Here is a 21,169-nt window from a genome sequence, read left to right as displayed (position 1 = left end):
AATTTAGGTTTTAGTTCTTAGGCAAGATTAGGCGATACTTCAGCCATTTGACTTTGTAGGTAATTAGGCAGGCCAATCATATCGATAAGACGTAGCTGCTGCTCAAGCCAATGTGCATGGTCTTCTTCAGTATCTTTAAGTTGTACAACCAGCATTTCACGAGTCACATAGTCACGCTCTGCTTCACATAGGGCAATACCGTCTTTTAAGTGCTGTTGTACTTGATATTCAAGATCAAGATCTAGCTGCAACATCTCTGGTACCGTTTTGCCGATATGAATGCCATCAACGCTCATTTTAGGCGTGCCACCAAGCATTAAGAGACGGCGGATGATAGCCTGTGCATGCAAGGTTTCATCTTGCATCTCATGGCTAATACGATCGTACAGCTTGCCATAATGCCACTCAGCATACATCTCAGAATGGATAAAATACTGGTCACGTGCGGCAAGCTCGCCACCTAACAAGAAGTTTAAATAGTCAATAACTTTTGGGCTGCCAATCATAGCGTATACTCCTATACTTTTATTTTACAGATTACCTTCCATTCATAATAGTTCATATAAGAACAGCACTGTCGGTAAACTGATCAGTAAAAATTAAAATCAATAAACGTCTTACAATATGAGACAGATATAGTAGCATACAGACCCTGTATAGCTTGTAATATTATGAACTAACAATAAGAGGTCGATTGAGAATCATGATTGGCTAGCGTTGCCAATAGAGACTCAGTGCAAATTTAGGAAGTGACGATAGTAGTAGTCTAAGCCGACCTAAGACGAGAGTGCTTAAACGGCATAAGCTAAGACCTCAAGTTTGGCATGATGCTCATCTAGATAATCATTGACCATGGGCTCACAGCATCCGCAGCAAGTTGCAACATCAAGCGTGTCTTTTAAGCCATCAAGGGTATCGATACCTGAAGCAATAGCGGCCTGAATTTGCTTTTCTTTTACGTCATTACAGATGCATACGTACATGGTCTTGCTCCTACTCTGAGTGCTATTTCCGATGATTCTTTAAGCTGAGGTTGTATATTGGATACTTAATGACCATATAGACAAAGCTTAAAGAAAAATAAGTTACTTAACTATCAATATCTTAGTGTTGTTAATCTAGGTTTCATATAATAACGATAATTATTACTATTTACAATAACTTTTAGATGATTTATCGGTTGCGAATGACAAATTTATCAATCATAAACTTGTTAGTGATAAAGGGTCGTTTACAATGTTTTCGTTCATTAGTGCGGCTATTTGCTGGGGTGTTATTCACGCAAACTTGCTAGAGTAATGAGCAATTAATTATCAGTAGCGGTTAATGTTACTGTGGCACTGTTTTTGTGAACAGTTGTGATATGAAATGTCGACAGAAGGTAGTAATATGTCGATAAAAGGTAAATTAGACCCTTTATTAATCGATATTGTCCACTATTGCTGATATATTAGCTGTTCAGCATTAATAGATAAATATGTGTTTTAGTGTTTAATATTATGGTATGACTGCTTAATAAATGTCTTACACGCTATAATATAATATATCTAGTAATCCCAATCGTCATATTCTTCATTACAATTTTTTATGTTTCATCGCATTCGATACGCTCTCTTCTTGAGTTTTCCAGTCATTTAACCGATAGACAAAATGGCTAATGGTAAGAGATCACTGGGCGTTGCAATACAACTAATATTTGGAATTTCTTATGCCTGACAATAACTTTACCATTCAGCCTCTTGATTTATTTAAAGTGTTGTCTGATCCAACTCGCCTAAGGATTTTTCAAATTCTGTTCAAAAAACAAGCACGCTGTGTGGGTGAGTTGGTTGATATGCTTGACCAGCCGCAGCCGACGATATCTCGGCACTTGAATCATCTCAAAAAGCTAGGCATTCTTCATTGTATTCGTGATGGTACCTGGATGTGGTATGAGGTGGCAGACGACCTACCAGTATGGTGTCAAGATGTCCTAGAGATCACTTATCAGACGTTACTTGAACAAACAGATAAACATAAGTGGCTGGCTTAGGCTTTTAGCACATTTATTCTGCGTTGCATAAAAACTATACCGCATAAAAAAAGACCTAAATTAATTAGGTCTTTTTTTATGGTTAAATTCGTCGCTAAAGCAAAAGCTACGTCAAGTCTAAAAAGTCACTGACAAAGGCGTTGGATGGATTGTGAAACAATGACTCTGGAGTCCCTACTTGCTCAACACGGCCCTGATTCATGACCACAATCTCATCGGATACGGCACGCGCTTCTTCTTGATCATGAGTAACCATGATGCTGGTAATACCCAGCTCATGATGGATATCTTTTAGCCAAGTGCGCAGCTCTTTACGTACCTTAGCATCGAGCGCGCCAAAGGGCTCATCGAGTAATAATAGCTTCGGCTTTACCGCGAGCGCACGTGCCAGCGCAATTCGCTGCCGCTGACCACCGGATAACTGATGCGGATAAGCATTGGCAATTTGCGGTAACTGTACCAGTTCTAATAGCTCGGCAACGCGCTTATTAATATCAGCTTTGCTCGGTCGCTCATTTTTGGGCAATAAAGTCAGACCAAATGCGACGTTCTCGGCGATATTTTTATGACGGAACAGCGCATAATTCTGAAACATAAAGCCGATATGACGCTTTTGTACTGGCGTATTAGTGACATCGACTTCATCAAACAATACTTGCCCTGAGTCTGCATATTCTAACCCTGCAATGATACGCAGCAAAGTAGTTTTACCACAACCAGAAGGCCCCAATAAGGTAGTCATCTTACCGGTTGGTACGGTAACATTGATATCATTAAGGGCGGTGAAGTCGCCAAATGTTTTATTAACGTTCCTAATCTCGATGCTCATAGCAATATCTCTTTTAATGTCTCTTATTGATTCTTTTGTTAGCTTTTATGATCTAGCAAATGGTTTGATTAACAGTTAAATAGTGTGAAAACTGACTAAGGACGGAGCTGTTGTTGATGCTTTAAGCTCTCAGTCAGCATCGCTATTTTTTATCAACCGTCGCATTGGCGCTCACTGGTAGCTCAGGCGCACTTACCAGCCGCTCAGATTTAGCAAATTTGCGCTCTTGTAGCTTAGTCATCAATTGCTGTACTAGCAGCGTGATCAGTGCTAAACCAGCCAGTAAGCTTGATAAGGCAAAGGCGGCGGTAAAGTTATAATCGTTATAAGCAACCTCAACCAATAGCGGCATAGTGTTGGTCTCACCGCGAATATGGCCGGAGACCACACTCACTGCCCCAAACTCACCCATCGCTCGTGCGTTAGTCAAAATCAAACCATATAACAAGGCCCATTTAATATTAGGTAAAGTTATATGCCAAAACGTCTGCCAACCAGTTGCCCCTAGGGTCAATGCCGCTTGCTCCTCAGAATCGCCTTGGGTTTGCATCAAGGGTATCAGCTCACGAGCGACAAAGGGAAAGGTCACAAACAACGTTGCTAAGACAATGCCAGGAACCGCATAAATGATTTGTATTCCCATGCTTTCCAGCCAGCCACCAACGGTAGAGTTGAGACCGAACAATAGGATAAACATTAACCCAGCGACTACCGGCGATACCGAAAAGGGTAAATCAAGCAAGGTCGTGACTAACTGCTTACCTCTAAATTGATAACGGGTCACCAGCCAAGCTATCGCCACCCCCATCACCATATTAATAGGTAATACGATAGCCGCAGTAATTAGGGTTAGTTTAATCGCTTGTAACGCTTCTGGGTCGACAAGCGAGGCAATATAAAGCTGCCAGCCGCCTTTTAAGGCCTCATAAAACACCGCTAGCAATGGCACCACTAACATGATAATCATAAATAAGACGGCAATGACAATAAAGGTGCGTCTGATCCATGGTGTGTCTTTGGTTGCCGGATTGCTTTGGTAGTCGTAGCTATTGGCTATTTGCATCTTAGCGGGCTCCTACGCGTCGCGACAGTTTCCACTGTACTATATTAATGGTTAATAGAATCACAAACGAAATCATCAGCATAAATAACGCCACTGCTGAGGCGCCTTGAATATCAAATTGCTCGAGTTTACCAATAATGATAAGCGGCAGAATCTCAGACTCCATTGGAATATTACCAGCAATAAAAATCACTGAACCATACTCGCCAGTTGCGCGCGCAAACATCATGCCAGCGCCCATCAGTAATGCAGGTAGCATCTCCGGTAAAAGAACCTTACGAAAAGTAGCTAAGCGATTCGCTCCTAGTACCGCGGACGCCTCTTCAAATTCAACTGATAGCTCTGCCAATACTGGCTGGACGGCACGCACAATGAATGGAAAACTTACCACCACCAATGCCAACCAAATACCTATAGGGGTAAAAGCCACTTGTATATCGAACTTTTCAAACCACTGCCCAATAAGACCATTCGGCGCATATAAAGTCGCAAGAGATATACCCGTCACTGCGGTCGGTAGCGCAAAAGGCAAATCAACCAGGGCATTAATCAAGGATTTGCCCCAAAACTCATAACGCACCAACACCCACGCCACCAGCGTACCAAATACCATATTGGTTAACATCGCTAAGAACGACATCCATAAGCTCAGTTTGATAGCAGCGGTGACCCGCGGCTGGGTAATGGTTTCCCAAAATCCCGTCCAGCCCATCTGGGTTGTGGTATAGGCCATCATTGCAAACGGTAGTACCACCAATAACGATAAGCTAAAGACGGTAATACCCATACTCAGCCCAAACCCTGGCAGCACATTACGCTGGCGCATGCGAGTCATCCAGCCTTTTTTATTAGGTTTGTTGCTGGCAGGAGAAGTTGTTGCACTCATAGTGATGTCCTATTGCCTAACTGATGGTGTTTATCGTAAAAACCCTGTTGTACAGGTATTATTAGAAGGCTTACGGTATAAAGGACATAGCGCGGGTGGCCATGTCCTTCATATAGTTTCGTATAACTGGTAAAAGCTTTTCCCAGCCATACTGTGTTTTTTCTAAAGCGGCGCAGCTATACGATAACTTACGATAACTACTCCGGAGCGCTAATCGCTAACTGATCGAAAACACCGCCATCGCTGAAGTAGGTACCCATAATTTCATCCCATGAGCCAAAAGCGTCATTCGGACGGAAGGTATCAATCGGTGGTAATTTATCACCATTTTTATCAAGGACGCTTTTTACGCTAGGACGTAAGTAAAGGTCAGCTGCTAATTGCTGTGCAGGCTCGCTCCATAAGTAATCAAGATAAGCTTTTGACGCAGCAGTGGTGCCTTTTTTGTCCGTGACCGCTTTCACAATAGCAACCGGACTTTCAGACTTAATAGAATACTCAGGATAAATGATGTCAACTTCACCTTTACCAAAATCAGTAGCAGCAAGGTTGGCTTCATTCTCAAAGGTAATCAACACATCACCGATACCGCGCTGGACAAAGGTAGTGGTTGCTGCACGTCCACCATTTTCATAAACTTTGACGTTGTTGAGCATCTCTTTAACGTAGTTTTTAGCAGGAGCTTCTTCGTTATTAAAGGCGTGCAGGCCATAGCCATAAGCGCCTAAGAATGCATAACGACCATTACCGGTAACTTTCGGATTGGCCATTACAATCTCAAGACCCGGCTGGGTTAAATCTTCCCAGTCTTGAATATTTTTTGGATTGTCTTTACGTACTAAGAAGACGATAGTGCTGGTAAAAGGTACCGCGTTATCAGGGAACTGCCCTTCCCAATCCGCGTCAACCAAGCCTTTTTTCTCAAGTAGCTCAATATCTGAGCCTTGGTTCATAGTGGCTACATCGGCTTGCAAGCCATTAGCGACTGATAGTGCTTGTTTGCTCGAGCCGCCATGAGACTGATTGACAGTTATATTAGTATCGGGGTTTTCAGTTTTATAATGATCAACAAATAATGGGTTATAGTCTTTATAGAAATCGCGCGCCACATCATAAGAGACATTTAACAACTCGATGTTTTGACCCGCTGCTGGCGTGCCATCAGCATTGACAGTCGTGTCTACCTGCTCACTATTGCTACAGCCAGTAAGTCCCAAGGTCATCGCAACGCCTGCAATACTCAACACGCTAAGCGCTTTGTTTTTGTAGGGGCTGTTCTTTATACTGAGCTTTTTGCTTGCTGCGTAAGATGTCATAAGTGCCTCTAAAGTTATATACAGGGATATAAGATGTAATGCAGTTATGCTAACAGCGCCAGCTTATTATGTTTAATGACGAATATGTGTATGTTATTGCCAAAATGGAATATATAGGGGCTTTTCATCCTTACTGAGACCGCTGTCATGTCGCTTATCTATCCCATTTCTGGCTGATTTTGACTAACAGTATCTTCATTACGGGTAAGGCTGAGTCCCTTACTTAGTTTTTACTTAGCTGTTGGGTTGCACAGCAAGCTTATCAAACAGTCCACCATCAACAAAAAACTTATCCATAATACTGTCCCAATCACCAAAGACTTCAACTGGCTCAAAGGTTTGAATGTTTTGTAACGTTCCTGCATGAGCAGCCAAAATCTGCTTGTCACTGGGTCGCAGGTACATCTGAGCCATCAATTCTTGAGCAGGCTTGTCCCAAAGCGTTTTGAGATATGCGGTTGCAGCTTCCTTGGAGCCTTTTTTGTCGGTCACTGAGCTGATCACAGCAACGGGGTTATGGATAGTAATAGAATAACTAGGATAAACAATATCAACCTTATCTTTGGCGTGTTGTGTGGCGACCAAATGCGCCTCATTTTCGGTAGTGATAAGTACATCGCCTAACCCGCGCTGGGTAAAGCTAGTAGTAGCGGCGCGTGCACCATTGTCATAAGTAATAACATTTGCCAGCACTTTCTCCATAAAGCCATCGGTTTTTTGCGGTTGATTGACAGACTCTTTAAAGTGATGCAGCCCATAACCATAGGCCCCTAAAAAGGCATAGCGCGCGGTGCCACTAGTCTTCGGGTTTGGCATAACCACCTCGACGTCAGTACGGGCTAAATCTTGCCAGTCTTTAATCTGCTTCGGATTGCCTTTACGAACCAGCAAAACCATAGTGGAAGTATAAGGAACGGCATTGTTAGGAAAAGCTTGGCGCCAATCGGTTTTTACCAGACCTTTATCCACCAGCATATTCATATCGCTTTCTTGGTTTAAGGTCACCACGTCCGCCTGTAAACCATTGGCAACGGACAGTGCTTGTTTACTTGAGCTGCCGTGTGACTGGTTAATACTGACATTACTATTTGGATATTCTGCCTTATAAGCCTTGCTAAATAAGTCGTTATATTCTTTATAAAAATCGCGCGAGACATCGTAAGAGACATTCAGCAGGCTAACGTCGTTAGTTTCGCTTTTCGCCTCGCCTGCTTGGTTGGCATTAGTAGGGCTACAGCCAGCAAGTAACATGACCGCAGACAATGCGCTACTAAGCATTAGACTTCTGGTCAGTGACTTGCTAGTTGGCAACATACCTATTTCAGTTTGGCGGGATAAACCGGTTGTCTTTTGCATGATAGCTCTCTATAAGGTTGCATTTATAATATAAGTTTTATTGAACCGTTTTTTATTGCGATACTTATTGATGTACCACATCTGATAACGCTATGAATGATGACAGCCATGCTATCAGCTTGTATGGACAACGCTTAGTGATGAAAGCGCTTATCAAATTATTAACTTGGCATAAGTACTTTTTTTAGATATTATTTGACATCTATGTTTGTTAAATGGTTGTGTAACAAGGTTATAAGCCAATTGGGGTATGGGTTGGGCTATTAGCTAAAGCATATATTTATTATGTACCTACCCCTTTTATTTAGAAACCGACCATCAGCGCGCCCTTTCTTATTTATTTCAAGGCAACTATATGAGCAGACTTTGGTACCAACGTTTATCTTTTCCTGCTGCGGTTTTCACGTTGACGACTCCTGTCCTTGTGGCTTTAACAGGTTGTAGTACCGTAACGCCCAATAGCCAGAATGTACCAGAGATTCAGGCCGCAACAGCGATCACCCCAGCGGTACAAACCGTGGTCGGTGATTATGCGTCTGACGGTTACGATAAGAGGCAGCAAGGCTATGATTGGGTGGGTGTTATGATCCAGCCTTACGGCGTTGCCGAGATAGAAGTAAAAGTTCGCGCTCGGGGCGATATTAAACAGCCCAGTTGTCATTTTGATGGTAAGGCAACTCTGCTGGGTCAGGATGACGCTCACGGTGTTATCTTTCAGACTATAGCCAATGATAGCGTGACCTTTTTACAGTTTAAAGATGGCTTGCTGACTATCGACAGCCAAGACAAGTATGCGTTGAACTACTTTTGTTCCGGTGGTGGCACGCTCGCCGGAGATTACCAAAAGCTTGAAGGTCATTTAAACATCAGCTAAATGACCTAAAACTGACGGCTAAGACTCAATAAATAGAAAAAGGTGCCAGATTTACCGTCTGGCACCTTTTTTTAACAGCTTTTTAACGAGGGCTACGTGTCTCTTAAACCGCAGAAGCACCGGTTAATTTCACTTCGGCACGTTCTTCACGGGCGATACCTGCATAATAATTGCGCAAAATCTGCAACACTTCTGGACGGCTAAAGTTCTCTGGTACGTCTTCATCGTCCGATAATGCCTTACGCAGCTTAGTTCCTGATACTTTGACATGTTGCGTGGCATCGTGCGGGCAGGTCTTATCAGAGGCCATCGCATTACAAGCGTCGCACCAAAACGTCCAGCCAATCTTTAATGGTTGGGTGATAAGATCGTCTTTGTCTAAGTGCTCAAAGATAGTCTGGGCATCAAACGCGCCATAATAATCACCCACACCCGCATGGTCACGCCCAACAATCAGATGGCTACAGCCGTAGTTTTGACGGAATAGCGCATGAAGTAGCGCTTCCCGCGGGCCGGCATAACGCATATCTAGCGGATAACCTGCTTGAATAACGGTATCTTGTTTAAAGTAATTGTCGATTAAAGTCTTAATGGCTTCTTGACGTACATTAGCCGGGATATCACCGGGTTTCAGCGCCCCTAACAATGAATGCACTAGTACCCCATCACAAATTTCTATGGCAATTTTGGCTAAGTATTCATGCGAGCGGTGCATTGGGTTACGGGTTTGGAATGCGGCGACACTTTGCCAGCCTTTGTCGGCTAATATTTGACGGGTCTCAGCTGGGGTTTTATAAATCTCTGGATATAAAGTTGGGAATTCGCCTTCACTTAGCACTTCTACGCTACCGGCAATATTAACCTCATCTTGGCTCAACACTTGTTGCACGCCCGGATGCTCGCTATCAGTAGTGGTAAAGACTTGCTGGCACTCATGGTTTTTATCGATGGTGTAAGTTTCCTCTACCGTCAACACGCCCATGATTTCGCCATTTTCAGCAACCAATGCCACTTTGTCATCTTGAGTTAAGCTATCAGCAGTGACTTTCGGCGCAGATAAAGTAATGGGAATGGGCCAAAACAAGCCAGCGTTGTCACCAGTTTGCAAGCGCATGTCATCGACCACCCCTTGCCAATCGGCTTGATTCATAAAGCCATTAAGTGGGGTAAAGCCACCAATCCCTAGCATAATTAAATCACCGCGCTCACGTGAGCTTAAGATAATTTGTGGCAAGGTACTGGCAAGTTTTAGTGCTTGCTCGCGCTCAGTACCGGTTAATAATAACGGTTTAAGAGTCGCGCTACCATGTGGCGGGACTAGTTTAGATTTAGACTCGAGTTTTGATGCGGCTGATGCAAGTTGTGTCATATTAATCTCAGAGACCTCAGATAAGTAGTAACGAAATAAAAACGAAAAAAAGAGAGGTTTAAATAATAAAGAGCCCCGCAGGAAAATCGTGTATTGAGCTTGAATGGGATATTAGTGATGATGCTGTGTATTTAATAAGGATAGGCTACCTAACTTTCGTTATGAAAATTTATGCTGTGTTTGGATATGGATATGACTTAAAGGAATTTATGTTTCAACGCTCAAGCTTATATCATGTAAAGCTATGTTGTTTTGTGGCTGTATTTGAAACGCCACTACATACACAAATTATTTTTACCTCTAAACTTCATATCTAAATCTTGTATCTGATTAACTTAACGCTGCTTTTTTTATTTTTAAAATTCGAAATTGAGATTACGCCATGTATCAATATAACTATGCCGACCAAGCTTTGGTTGAGGAACGGGTTGCACAATTCCGCGACCAGACTCAGCGATTTTTGGCAGGTGAACTGCCAGAAGAGCAGTTTTTACCACTGCGCTTGCAGAACGGGCTTTATATTCAGCGTCATGCGCCTATGCTGCGTATCGCCATTCCATACGGGCTACTTGCCAGCTATCAATTGCGCAAATTGGCTGAGATCACCCGCCTTTACGACAAAGGTTATGGGCATTTCACTACGCGTACCAATATCCAGCTGAACTGGCCGAACCTTGAAGATGTTCCTGATATCTTGGCGCATCTGGCCTCAGTGCAAATGCATGCCATTCAAACCTCAGGCAACTGTATTCGTAACACCACAACCGACCCTTACGCGGGCATTCATCAAGAAGAGATTGCTGACCCGCGTCCGTATTGCGAAATTATTCGTCAGTGGTCAACCTTTCACCCTGAGTTTGCTTTTTTACCACGTAAATTTAAGATTGCCGTTATCGGTACAGAAAATGACCGCGCCGCGACCCAAGTGCATGATGTCGGACTGCATGTAAAGACCAATGATAAAGGTGAGATTGGTTTTGAAGTATTGGTCGGTGGCGGCTTAGGACGTACGCCTATCATTGGTAAAGTCATCAATGAATTCTTACCTCGCGAGCATCTGCTCAGCTATTTAGATGCCATTTTGCGGGTCTATAACTTACATGGTCGCCGTGATAATAAGTACAAAGCCCGTATCAAAATATTGGTTGAGAGCATGGGCGGGCATGATTTTGCCAAATTAGTCGATGCAGAATGGGAGGCGCATACCAAAGATGGCGCACTCACATTAACAGAGGATAATTTTGCGACCGCCAGTAGCTACTTTAGCGCCCCTGATTATATCTCAGTCGATGCGCTGCAAGTACAATCTGAGCTGCAAAAACTATTGAGCGCCGATCAAGACTTTGCCAACTGGTACACCCAAAATACCGTTGCACATAAAGTGGCTGGCTACCGCGCGGTGGTTATCTCTTTAAAAGCAGGCTTAGTAGATGGAACGTACGTGCCCTCAGGTGATCTGAACGCTGACCAAATGGACGCACTTGCGGATCTGACTGACCAGTATAGCTTTGGTGAGCTGCGCGCTACCTATGAGCAAAACTTAGTCTTCGCCGATGTACAAGCCAGCCATTTATACGAATTATGGCAGCAATTAGCGGTTTTGAATTTAGCCCGCGCCAATATCAACACCTTAACCGATATGATTGTTTGCCCAGGCTGGGACTTTTGCTCTCTTGCTAATGCCACCACCCACAATATCGCTGAACAAATCGAAAAGCAGTTCGACGATCTTGATTACTTATACGATTTAGGGGATATTCGTCTGAATATGTCCGGTTGCATGAATGCTTGTGCCCACCATCACGTTGGTGATATCGGTATCTTAGGCGTGGATAAAAAAGGCGAACATTGGTATCAAATCAGTCTTGGCGGTAACTCCACCGATGACGCTAAGATTGGCAAAATACTAGGCAGAGCCGTTCCTGCTGCTGATGTTGCCAGTACTTTACAAGTTATTTTGGACGTTTATCTTGAGCTGCGCGCTAAAAGTGAAGACGATGTTGAGCGCTTTGGCGATGTGATCGACCGGGTTGGCATAGCCCCATTCAAGGAGAAGGTCTATGGGTAATCATCATGTGCTAAATAGCAGCGGCATTGATATTAGTAGTAAAGACACTTGGCATGCGCTTACCACTGCTGAGCTGCCAGATGGTATTGCGCTTACGCACGTCACCTTGCTTGAGCTGCTGCACAAACAAGAGAAGCTTGATGTACTGGTACCACTTACTGATTTATTGAACAACAAAGGCACACTTGCCGGCGGACTATTACAACAAGTCTATGAGTTATTAATCCAGCATAGCAGCCGGTTAGGTGTGTGGATTACCGCAAATACCGATACCGATGCGCTGCCAGGATTGACCGAGTTTTTATTGGCGCAAGCCTTGATTGTCATTCATGTGCCCTCCTTTGCCGATGGTCGCGGTTTTAGCTTCGTGCAAACGCTACGTCAGCTTGGCTATACCGGCGAGATTCGGATGGCAGGTGCATTTGGCCGTGATCAAATTGCCTACCTTTTACGTGTCGGCGCAGACAGCTTTGTTTTGAGCGAACATGATGTGAACTCTGACTCTAATTTTGACATAAGCCAAGCGTTTAGTGCGCTTGCTAGTGCCTATGATGGTCAAAATGCCGCCGCTTTACCGATGTTTGCTGGTGCATAATCATATTTGGCGTTTTGTTTTCTATTTTTAAGAATGCCAAAACTTCATACTAATTATTTACTGATCTAACGGTTTACTAATTCTTTAATTTAACTGCTATCAAGGACAACATAATGAGCCAATTACACCCTAACTTAGATATTGACCAAGCCAATAAAGACCTACAAGGCAAGTCGCCAGAAGAAATCGTCGCGTGGGCACTTACCCAAGCTAAAAACCCAATTATAACTACTAACTTCCGCCCTTATGAATCCGCTATATTACATTTGGTCGCAAAGCAGCGCCCTGACATCACCGTACTATGGGTAGATTCAGGCTACAACACTGACGCTACTTATCAATTTGCTAACAAGCTTATTCGTGACCTAAACTTAAATGTCGTCACTTATATCCCTAAGCAAACGGCTGCCCACCGCGACGCGACTATGAACGGCATCCCAGGTATTGATAATCCACAACATGATGAGTTCACAGAGCAAGTGAAACTTGAGCCCTTCCGCCGTGCGCTTAACGAACTAAAGCCTGACGTCTGGTTCAATGCCATTCGTAAAGATCAAACCGAATTCCGTCAAGGTCTTGATGTGCTAAGCTTATCAAAAGATGGCGTGTTAAAAGTTGCGCCATTATTCGAAAAAACCGATGCTGATTTAGATGGCTATCTGACTGAGCATGGCCTACCGAATGAGCTTGATTACTTTGATCCGACTAAAGTAGAAGAAAGTCGCGAATGTGGTTTGCACACCCAGCTATAATAAGCCAACTACATAATTGTATTTGACGAAAAGTAATCTGATAAAACCTCGCCTATACCCGCTTATGACAGTAAGCGGGTTTTTTTATGCCCGTCATTATTTTATACTGCTATTCCTTTTTTCACCAAAAACCACCGTTGTCATATCAAAAAAGAATATACTAATGCCAATACGCTACGTGAGCAGACACGCGCAATGCCCCATAATGGTGTCATAAATTAACTGTAATTGACCGCAACTAACTAATGGTGACGCTATGAACACCTTTCCCCTATTTTTTAAATTAGAAGGCCGCAAAGTGCTTATCGTTGGCGGCGGCGATGTGGCACTGCGCAAGGCCGATTTGCTCAGCCGTGCTGGCGCGTGTATCACTGTTCTTGCACCCGTCATTTGTGCTGAGCTGCAAGCGCTGCTCACAAATAGCAAAACAGATACTGAGTCAGATAACAAGCACACATTAGTATATGAAAATTATAATAAGACCTACATGATAGGCGCTCGCGTGATCATAGCCGCGACCGATGACGAAACGCTCAATCATCAAGTCCACGCCGATGCCACTGAGTTGAATATTCCAGTCAATGTGGTCGATACCCCGCCCTTATGTGATTTTATCTTTCCTGCTATCGTTGACCGCAACCCTATCGTTATTGGTATCTCATCAAATGGTAAAGCGCCGGTATTAGCGCGTCTATTACGAGCACGGTTAGAAACCTTAATCCCGCAGGGTTACGGTAAGCTTGCCAAACTGGCAGGTGACTTTCGCGCTGAGGTTAAAACTAAGATACCAACCCTTACCGGACGGCGGCAGTTTTGGGAGCGTGCATTTGAGGGTCAAGTCAGTGAGCTGATGTTTGCTGGAAATGAAACCCAAGCAGCAGCGCAGTTACAAGCAGACTTGGACAGTACAGCTGCACAAATCGACAAAAATAGCCACGCTACACTTGCTCCCATACCAACTACTGAGCAGGCTGCATCGTCTATTACAGTTGATGCTGACACAGAGACCAAAACAGTGCAGCCTGTTGGTGAAGTCTATATCGTCGGCGCAGGACCAGGTGACCCAGAGCTGTTAACCTTTAAAGCACTACGACTCATGCAGCAAGCAGACATTGTGTTTTATGATGCGCTGGTGTCCCCGCAAGTGCTAGATTTATGTCGCCGTGACGCTGACAAAGTATTCGTCGGTAAAAAACGCAGCAATCATGCGGTGGCGCAATTAGGTATCAATGAGCTATTGGTCAATGAAGCTAAGCAAGGTCGGCGCGTAGTAAGGCTAAAAGGTGGCGATCCGTTTATCTTTGGGCGTGGCGGTGAAGAGATTGAGAGCTTACGCGCTCATGGGATACCCTATCAAGTCGTTCCAGGGATTACCGCTGCCAATGCTGCGGCAAGCTATGCGGGTATTCCGCTGACCCACCGTGACCATTCACAATCAGTACGTTTTGTCACTGGGTTCTTAAAGGCGGGTGCACCGAACGATAACTTTAAAAACCTACTTGATACCGATGAAACCGTGGTGTTTTATATGGGACTACATTCGCTACCACGCTTGACCGAAGGCCTAATTGAGGCGGGGCGCTGCGCTGATACTCCTATCGCTGTTATCTCCAATGCCAGTATGCCCAATCAGCAAGTATTAACGGGTACGCTAGCTACCATTGCCGAGTTACAAGAAAAAGCCCAATTACCAACCCCAGCATTGTTAATCATGGGTGACGTTGTCAGTCTACATCATGACTTGGCTTGGTACCGTCTACATAATCAGCAGCACAATGAAAACGTGAGCGATACTACTAACAATTGGCTACGTGGGGGTACGGCTGCCACGCCCAAAGAGTTAACATCTTCTAATTATCAGCCTACCAGTCAGCAAGCACATGCGCTGTCTATGATAGCCAGTATCGCTGAGCGGCAGGAAGATGACAGTTTAGAGCAGTTGGTGATTGATTAAGTTTGCCATATAAATAAAAAACCACACTAGCTGAAGGGCTAGTGTGGTTTTTTTATCAAAGGGTTAAGTCATCAAAACGTAGTAATACTACCAAACCAAAGTTCAATACAGCAAACCCCGCTAATTCTTGCTAGAATAAACACTTTCTATTGACCATATCTATAGCCTGCTTATGTCCGTATCTACCGCTACTACATCTTCGTCTCCCGCTTCTCATATTAGACCTTTAAATATATTGCACACCTCCGACTGGCATTTGGGGCGCAGGCTGTATGGGCATATGCGCTATGCCGAGTTTGAAGCGTTCTTAAGCTGGCTCCATGACACGATTAGCACCCAGCAGGTTGATGTGTTAATCATCGCTGGTGATATATTTGATACCATGACCCCAAGCAATCGCGCGCAAAGTTTATATTATGACTTCTTGACTCGGATTGTAAAAACACACTGCCAGCATGTGGTCATTGTGGCGGGTAATCATGACTCGCCTACTTTTTTGGATGCAGCAAAAGGCTTACTACAAGCACTAAATGTACAAGTAGTCGGTACAGCATGCGAAGACCCCAATGATGAGGTGCTACTATTATCATCTGATGATACAGAAAATAGCTTGCCACTATGTTTGATTGCCGCCGTTCCCTATTTGCGCGATCGTGACGTGCGTAGCAGTCAAGCTGGTGAGTCTGGCCGTACTAAAGATGCCAATGTCATTGCTGGTATAGAAGCGCATTATCGGGCGGTGACGGATTGCGCGCTTGCTGAGCAGGCCTCGTTACTTGCGACTTATGGACAGCATGTACCCATCGTTGCAACGGGCCATTTATTTGCCGCTGGCGGGCGCACTACAGAGGATGATGGTGTGCGCGATCTTTATGTCGGATCGTTAGGTTCGGTATCAGCAAACATTTTTGATTCTGCTATCGACTATGTGGCGCTGGGTCACTTACATGTCCCGCAAAAAGTAGGCGGCTATGAGCACATTCGCTACTGCGGCTCGCCAATCGCGATGGGCTTTGGGGAAGCGAGGCAACAAAAACAGGTGTTACTGATTCAGTTTGGTGACGCTATTTCTGATGGTGTTAATAGTCTTAACACTGATGCAAGTGCTGACATCAAAAATATAAGCATGGAAAATATCATCACTTCTAAAGTATCTACTCCTTCCTCCAAGTCTCCTAAAACCTCTAAAGCTGCTATACGTTCTGAGTATGTGACGCTAGATCTATTTGCTGATTTTGAAGAAAACACTGATGTTGTCAATGATGAGCAGACTAGCAGCACTACCAATATTATCAATACCCCCAGTGTCACTAAAGACAACCAACAAGAGTCGCCACCGCCTAAAACAGACGCTGGACAGATGTTTTATGACGCTAATAAGGCCATGCAAGTAAACACTCTGCCTGTGCCTTGCTTTCAAAAGCTGGCGCAAATTAGTGGTGATTGGTCGAAAATAAGCGCTGAGCTGACGGCTCTTGTCCAGTTACCACAAAGTATCTGGCTTGAGGTCATTTATAACGGTGCGGAGATTGTCACAGACTTGCGCGAGCGCATTAATGACTTGGTTGCGGACAGTCAAATTGTCGTGTTAAAAATCAGTAACAAGCAAATTAAAGATAGGGTCATGATGCAAGCGCACAACCAAGAAGCCCTACAAGATTTGGGCTGCGATGAGGTATTTGAGCGTTGCCTAAGCGCTCATGAGATTGTAGACACGCAAAAGCCTGCCCTACGTGATGCCTATCAGCACATCTTGCAGATGATTGCACAAAATGATGCCAATGCTGAATAAGGCTGAATAAGTATGCGCCCCTGTACTTTTGCAATATCTTTGTTTACCTTGGTTTTTTTATTACCCTCTCTCACCATTTAATCCTTAAACCCTAACACTGCAATAGAGTAACTGACTACCATGCGCATCTTAGAGCTACGCTTGAAAAATTTAAACTCGCTAAAAGGTGAATGGCACATTGATTTCACGACTCCTGCGTACCTGAATGACGGCATATTTGCGATTACAGGGCAAACAGGGGCTGGCAAGACCACTATTTTAGACGCCATTTGTCTCGCACTCTATGCACAAACACCGCGTATTGGAATCATCAGTAAAAGTAGCAATGAGGTCATGACCCGCCAAACTGGTGATTGTTTTGCCGAGGTAGTGATTGAAATCGACGAGACGCGCTATCGCTGCCGCTGGGGACAGCGCCGCGCGCATGATAAGCCTGAAGGTAATTTGCAAGATGCCACCCATGAAATCGCTGATGCGGATACTGATAAAATATTAGATAGTGCGCTGAAGAAAACAAAGTTACGTATCCAAGCCATTACGGGTATGGATTTTGAGCAATTTACGCGCTCTATATTATTGGCTCAAGGTGGCTTTGCCGCATTTTTGAAGGCTAAGCCTGATGAGCGTGCTGATATTTTAGAAAAAATCACTGGCACCGATATTTATGCCACCATCTCTATGCGCACGTTTCAACAATTGCGCGACGAAAAATCTGAGTTGGGAAAGTTGCAAGCCAAACTTAGTGGTCTACAACTATTAACGCCTACTGAGATCAGTGATTATAACGCAGAGCTTGCAACACAACGCCGCGATCAGCAGCAACATAAAACCCAATTAGAGGTTCTGACCCAGCATATTAATTGGCTTACTGATATCGAAGCATTGAATAAGACCATAGCGGATCAACAGGCGCAACTGACCCATGCTAAGGATGCTAAAGCGCAGTTCGCCCCTGAGGCATCCCGATTACAGGCAGCAATGCGTGCCTTAGAGATTGACGCAGACTTTGGCAAACTACAGGCTCAGCGCGTGTACTTAAAAGATTTACAACAACAAAAGCATGCGGTTGAAACTGAGCTTCCACAGCAGAAAACCCAGTTAACCGCGGCTGATAATCAGGTAGTCAGCGCCCAAAATGAGGAACAGCAAGCCAGTACGCAATGGGAGCGTGAACGTCCTATTATTGCTCAAGTGCGCACGCTTGATCAAAAGTTAAATGGTGTCCGCCAAGCTTTAACGGATAAGCAACATCAACGCGCTGGCGTGTCTGAGCGATTATCCCAGCGCAATACAGAATTGATGGCCAAAGAAACCGCGCTGACAGACCTACGTAAACAACAAGCGCAGCAGCAAGACTACTTATCCAAGCATGCACAAGATGCGATCCTTGCTAATAACGACTATGGACTGGCCGGATTTGGCCGTGATGCTGGCGAGCTCAAAAAACAGCTCACTAGTAATGCTCAGCGCCTGAGTGAAAATAAGACTGACCGTGCAAAGTTAACGGAGTTTGATCAGGCGCTTGCTACTCTAGCTACTCAGCTTAGCGATAATAAGATTGCCAGTAATCAAGCACAAGAGAGGCTTACTCAGTTTGAAGTTAAACGACAAGCCTTGTTAGCTGGCAAATCACCCAACCAGCACCATCAATATATTACTCACTTAGGTAGCCAACGACAGTTATTAGACACTATCAACAGCCATTATCAACAAGCACTGTCTTTGACAGAGGATATAACAAAATCCACCACCAACATCGATCCATTAATCGCTACTAGCACGCAGTATAGCCAAGAATATACCCAGTTAGAGACAGCTATTGTAAGCTTACAACAGCAAAAACGTGCGCAGCAAGATCACTTAGAGACCCTGCAAGCGCTGGCTCAACTACAAGATTACTTTTTAGCGCTACAGGACGGCAAGCCCTGTGCTCTATGTGGATCGACCAGCCATCCTTATCATGACGATCCGCCCGCTGAATTTGCCCAAGTACTCCAAGCCGCAAGCCTCGGTCAAGATATCTCCAAGCATGAACAAATGCAACGCGTAATTCATGCTATAACCACTCTTGAGCAAGATATTGACAAGCAAGACGCCGCGTTACGCCGCAATCAAGAACAGCATATTCGTGCTCAAAGTGAGCTTCAGTCGTTGCAACAACAGATCAAAAAACTACAGGAGCAGCAAAGTACCGCGCAGACTGAAGCATATGACGCTACTAATCAGCTCAAACTAGAGGTCGATAGCAGTCGTTTTGAAAATATTAATTATGGCGCTGATCATAAAGGTGTCGATAAAGGCATCAATTTTAAGATCTTAGATCAGTCTTCTGTACTGGGGTCAGATGATACCAATCCCCTGTCTTATCCATTGCTAACAGCCCTACTTGCTGAGCTAAAAGAGGATCAAAACAGCCTGACGCTTATAACGGCTGATATTCATAAACGTTTAGAAGATTGGAAAAAATTAGAAGGCGAGATGGATACTCAGCAGCTAGGCTTAAAGCAAATAGAGGAACAACAGGTACAGCTTAAGCAAGATCAAATAAACTCTCAAGCTGAGCGCTCTATTGCCCAGCAGCGCATAGACAGCCAGCAGCAAGCGTTCGGGATTACTGGTAATGAAATAAGTATCCTACAAACACAGATGGCTGGATTGTTAGAGCCACTGGGATTGGCTTTACCCAATCAGCTCCTAGAAAATTCAGAAACACATAAAGAATTAGAGCTAGAAGCGGTTAACGCCTGTATGTCTGAGCTTACAACGTTATATTACCGCTTAAAAGACAAACTTACAGCGTGGACGCAAGCACAAGAAGGTTTGAACCTTGCGGCGCAGAGAATTAATGTATTAAGCGCCGCGCGTGATTCATTGGCGCATCAGGTTACAGAATTAATAGAGCAGCTGACTGAGCTTGATAATAAGATTAGCACTGAGCAGCAGCATAGAGATACGCTTACTGACGAGCGCAATCATTTATCCAAAGAGCCAGATATTGATGCCAGAGCGCAGCAGCTACAAGACGCTGTAAAACAGGCGAATGATATACTCGCTCAAACACGCCAGCAGGCTGATAATGCTCGCCATAAACTGCAATATACGCACAACTCTCTGGATAAGCTGGTCATAGACATTAAAAATACAGAGGCGCAGTTACAATTACTCAATGATAAGTTTGTACAAATACTCAGTGAGCAAAAATTCACTGACGAGAGTAGCTTTACAGCAGCAAGGCTAGATAAATCTGAGCGCGATGCGCTGCTACAGCGTGATAAATCATTAAATGATAACGTATCACAACTACAAACTCGTATCGATGACAACCAAGCGACTCTCCATCAAAAAACCATTAATCACAAGGACAGTCAGGACTTGGCAGACCAGTCCCTAGATACATTAAAGCTTCAGCAGCAAGATATGTTGCAAGCATACGATGATATAGGGCTAAAAATAGGCGGTCTACAACAAGTGCTATCAGACCATAATGCCAATCAAAAGAGTCATACTGAGCAGCTACGCGCCATCGATGAGCAGCAGCAAAGTAGTCAGATTTGGGAGCAGCTTAATCAGCTGATTGGTCAGTCTGATGGCAAGAAGTATCGCACCTTCGCGCAAGGTCTGACCTTTCAGGTGATGATTAGCCATGCCAACATGCAGCTGCAAAAGATGAGCGACCGCTATCTCCTTATTCATGATGATAGCAACGCGCTAGAGCTCAATGTTATTGATAACTATCAAGGCGGTAACATTCGCAGCACCAAAAACTTATCCGGTGGCGAAGGATTTATTATCAGTCTCGCACTAGCACTAGGGCTATCACAGATGGCCAGTCAAAATATTCGTGTGGACTCGCTGTTTTTGGACGAAGGCTTTGGTACGCTTGATGAAGAGTCGTTAGATATTGCCCTTGATACGCTCACTAGCCTACAGCAAGAGGGCAAGCTTATCGGTATCATCTCTCATGTTCAGGCCTTAAAAGAACGGATCATGACTCAAATTCAGGTGAAGAAAATATCTGGCGGTTTTAGTGAAATCACCGGTCAAGGCTGTCATGAAATCGCGAGTTAAAGTGGCTAGTGAAGAATAGTTAAAGTGGAAATAAGCGTACATGCACTTACCGAATATTTGCTGGCATGTGCGACCACCAAACATGCTTAAGTTAGGCTATAGTCGCGCTCATCATCAGACAATTGATCAGACAATAAAAAACCACCTTTACATATAAAGATGGTTTTTTTAATACTATTGAAATTCTAGCTTATTGAGCGCTTTATAGTAAGCAG

Annotated in this window: 16 protein-coding genes; 8 read left to right on the top strand and 8 right to left on the bottom strand. The window is 44.2% G+C overall.

The annotated features are described in order from the left end of the window. Positions 1-17: 17 nt before the first annotated feature. The gene (bfr, locus tag JMX97_RS01425; protein ID WP_201554404.1) at positions 18-506 is read right to left on the bottom strand and encodes a bacterioferritin; all 489 of its coding nucleotides are present in this window, start codon (positions 504-506) and stop codon (positions 18-20) included. Between the two features lie 285 nt (positions 507-791). Then, entirely contained in the window at positions 792-983 is a 192-nt protein-coding gene (locus JMX97_RS01420; RefSeq protein WP_201554402.1) for a bacterioferritin-associated ferredoxin, read from the bottom strand. A gap of 725 nt (positions 984-1,708) precedes the next feature. Between JMX97_RS01420 and JMX97_RS01415 the strand changes: the two genes are divergently transcribed. After that, positions 1,709-2,032: an ArsR/SmtB family transcription factor gene (locus JMX97_RS01415; RefSeq protein ID WP_201554400.1), complete on the top strand. Its 324-nt coding sequence runs from the start codon at positions 1,709-1,711 to the stop codon at positions 2,030-2,032. A gap of 106 nt (positions 2,033-2,138) precedes the next feature. Here the strand turns inward: JMX97_RS01415 and JMX97_RS01410 are convergent, their stop codons facing one another. The 5 genes from JMX97_RS01410 to JMX97_RS01390 form a co-directional block, all read right to left on the bottom strand. Next, on the bottom strand, positions 2,139-2,861 hold the full coding sequence (locus tag JMX97_RS01410; protein WP_201554398.1) for a sulfate/molybdate ABC transporter ATP-binding protein: 723 nt from the start codon (positions 2,859-2,861) through the stop codon (positions 2,139-2,141). A gap of 142 nt (positions 2,862-3,003) precedes the next feature. After that, positions 3,004-3,924: a sulfate ABC transporter permease subunit CysW gene (cysW, locus tag JMX97_RS01405; RefSeq protein ID WP_201554397.1), complete on the bottom strand. Its 921-nt coding sequence runs from the start codon at positions 3,922-3,924 to the stop codon at positions 3,004-3,006. Position 3,925: 1 nt separating this feature from the next. Continuing rightward, a complete protein-coding gene (cysT, locus tag JMX97_RS01400; RefSeq protein ID WP_227671429.1) occupies positions 3,926-4,759 on the bottom strand; it encodes a sulfate ABC transporter permease subunit CysT in 834 nt (277 codons plus the stop codon). Between the two features lie 248 nt (positions 4,760-5,007). Beyond that, positions 5,008-6,126: a sulfate ABC transporter substrate-binding protein gene (locus JMX97_RS01395; protein WP_227671418.1), complete on the bottom strand. Its 1,119-nt coding sequence runs from the start codon at positions 6,124-6,126 to the stop codon at positions 5,008-5,010. A gap of 234 nt (positions 6,127-6,360) precedes the next feature. After that, complete coding sequence (locus JMX97_RS01390; RefSeq protein WP_201554395.1) at positions 6,361-7,482, bottom strand: sulfate ABC transporter substrate-binding protein; 1,122 nt, start codon at positions 7,480-7,482, stop codon at positions 6,361-6,363. Between the two features lie 355 nt (positions 7,483-7,837). Between JMX97_RS01390 and JMX97_RS01385 the strand changes: the two genes are divergently transcribed. Beyond that, on the top strand, positions 7,838-8,356 hold the full coding sequence (locus JMX97_RS01385; protein ID WP_201554394.1) for a hypothetical protein: 519 nt from the start codon (positions 7,838-7,840) through the stop codon (positions 8,354-8,356). Positions 8,357-8,459: 103 nt separating this feature from the next. Here JMX97_RS01385 and sat read toward each other — a convergent pair whose 3' ends face one another. After that, positions 8,460-9,725, bottom strand: a complete 1,266-nt coding sequence (sat, locus tag JMX97_RS01380) for a sulfate adenylyltransferase (RefSeq protein WP_201554393.1) — start codon at positions 9,723-9,725, stop codon at positions 8,460-8,462. A 382-nt stretch (positions 9,726-10,107) separates the two neighbouring features. On the opposite strand from sat, the gene JMX97_RS01375 reads away from it, so the two are divergent. The 6 genes from JMX97_RS01375 (at position 10,108) to JMX97_RS01350 (ending at position 20,954) form a co-directional block, all read left to right on the top strand. Then, on the top strand, positions 10,108-11,793 hold the full coding sequence (locus tag JMX97_RS01375; RefSeq protein ID WP_201554392.1) for a nitrite/sulfite reductase: 1,686 nt from the start codon (positions 10,108-10,110) through the stop codon (positions 11,791-11,793). Then, complete coding sequence (locus JMX97_RS01370; RefSeq protein ID WP_201554391.1) at positions 11,786-12,388, top strand: DUF934 domain-containing protein; 603 nt, start codon at positions 11,786-11,788, stop codon at positions 12,386-12,388. Before JMX97_RS01375 ends, JMX97_RS01370 begins: the two co-directional genes overlap by 8 nt. Before the next feature lie 113 nt (positions 12,389-12,501). Then, positions 12,502-13,140 (top strand): phosphoadenosine phosphosulfate reductase family protein, encoded by a 639-nt coding sequence (locus JMX97_RS01365; RefSeq protein WP_201554388.1) that lies wholly within the window; start codon positions 12,502-12,504, stop codon positions 13,138-13,140. 256 nt (positions 13,141-13,396) lie between these two features. Next, positions 13,397-15,094, top strand: a complete 1,698-nt coding sequence (cobA, locus tag JMX97_RS01360) for a uroporphyrinogen-III C-methyltransferase (protein ID WP_201554381.1) — start codon at positions 13,397-13,399, stop codon at positions 15,092-15,094. A gap of 172 nt (positions 15,095-15,266) precedes the next feature. After that, positions 15,267-16,886, top strand: coding sequence for an exonuclease SbcCD subunit D C-terminal domain-containing protein (locus tag JMX97_RS01355; protein WP_201554373.1), 1,620 nt, complete (start codon positions 15,267-15,269; stop codon positions 16,884-16,886). Between the two features lie 120 nt (positions 16,887-17,006). Then, complete coding sequence (locus tag JMX97_RS01350) at positions 17,007-20,954, top strand: AAA family ATPase (protein ID WP_227671417.1); 3,948 nt, start codon at positions 17,007-17,009, stop codon at positions 20,952-20,954. The last annotated feature ends 215 nt before the right edge of the window (positions 20,955-21,169 follow it).

Source organism: Psychrobacter sp. 72-O-c (assembly GCF_904846605.1).
GTDB lineage: Bacteria > Pseudomonadota > Gammaproteobacteria > Pseudomonadales > Moraxellaceae > Psychrobacter.
Note: the sequence above shows the minus strand (reverse complement) of the source record. Positions and strands in the feature narration are given on the sequence as shown.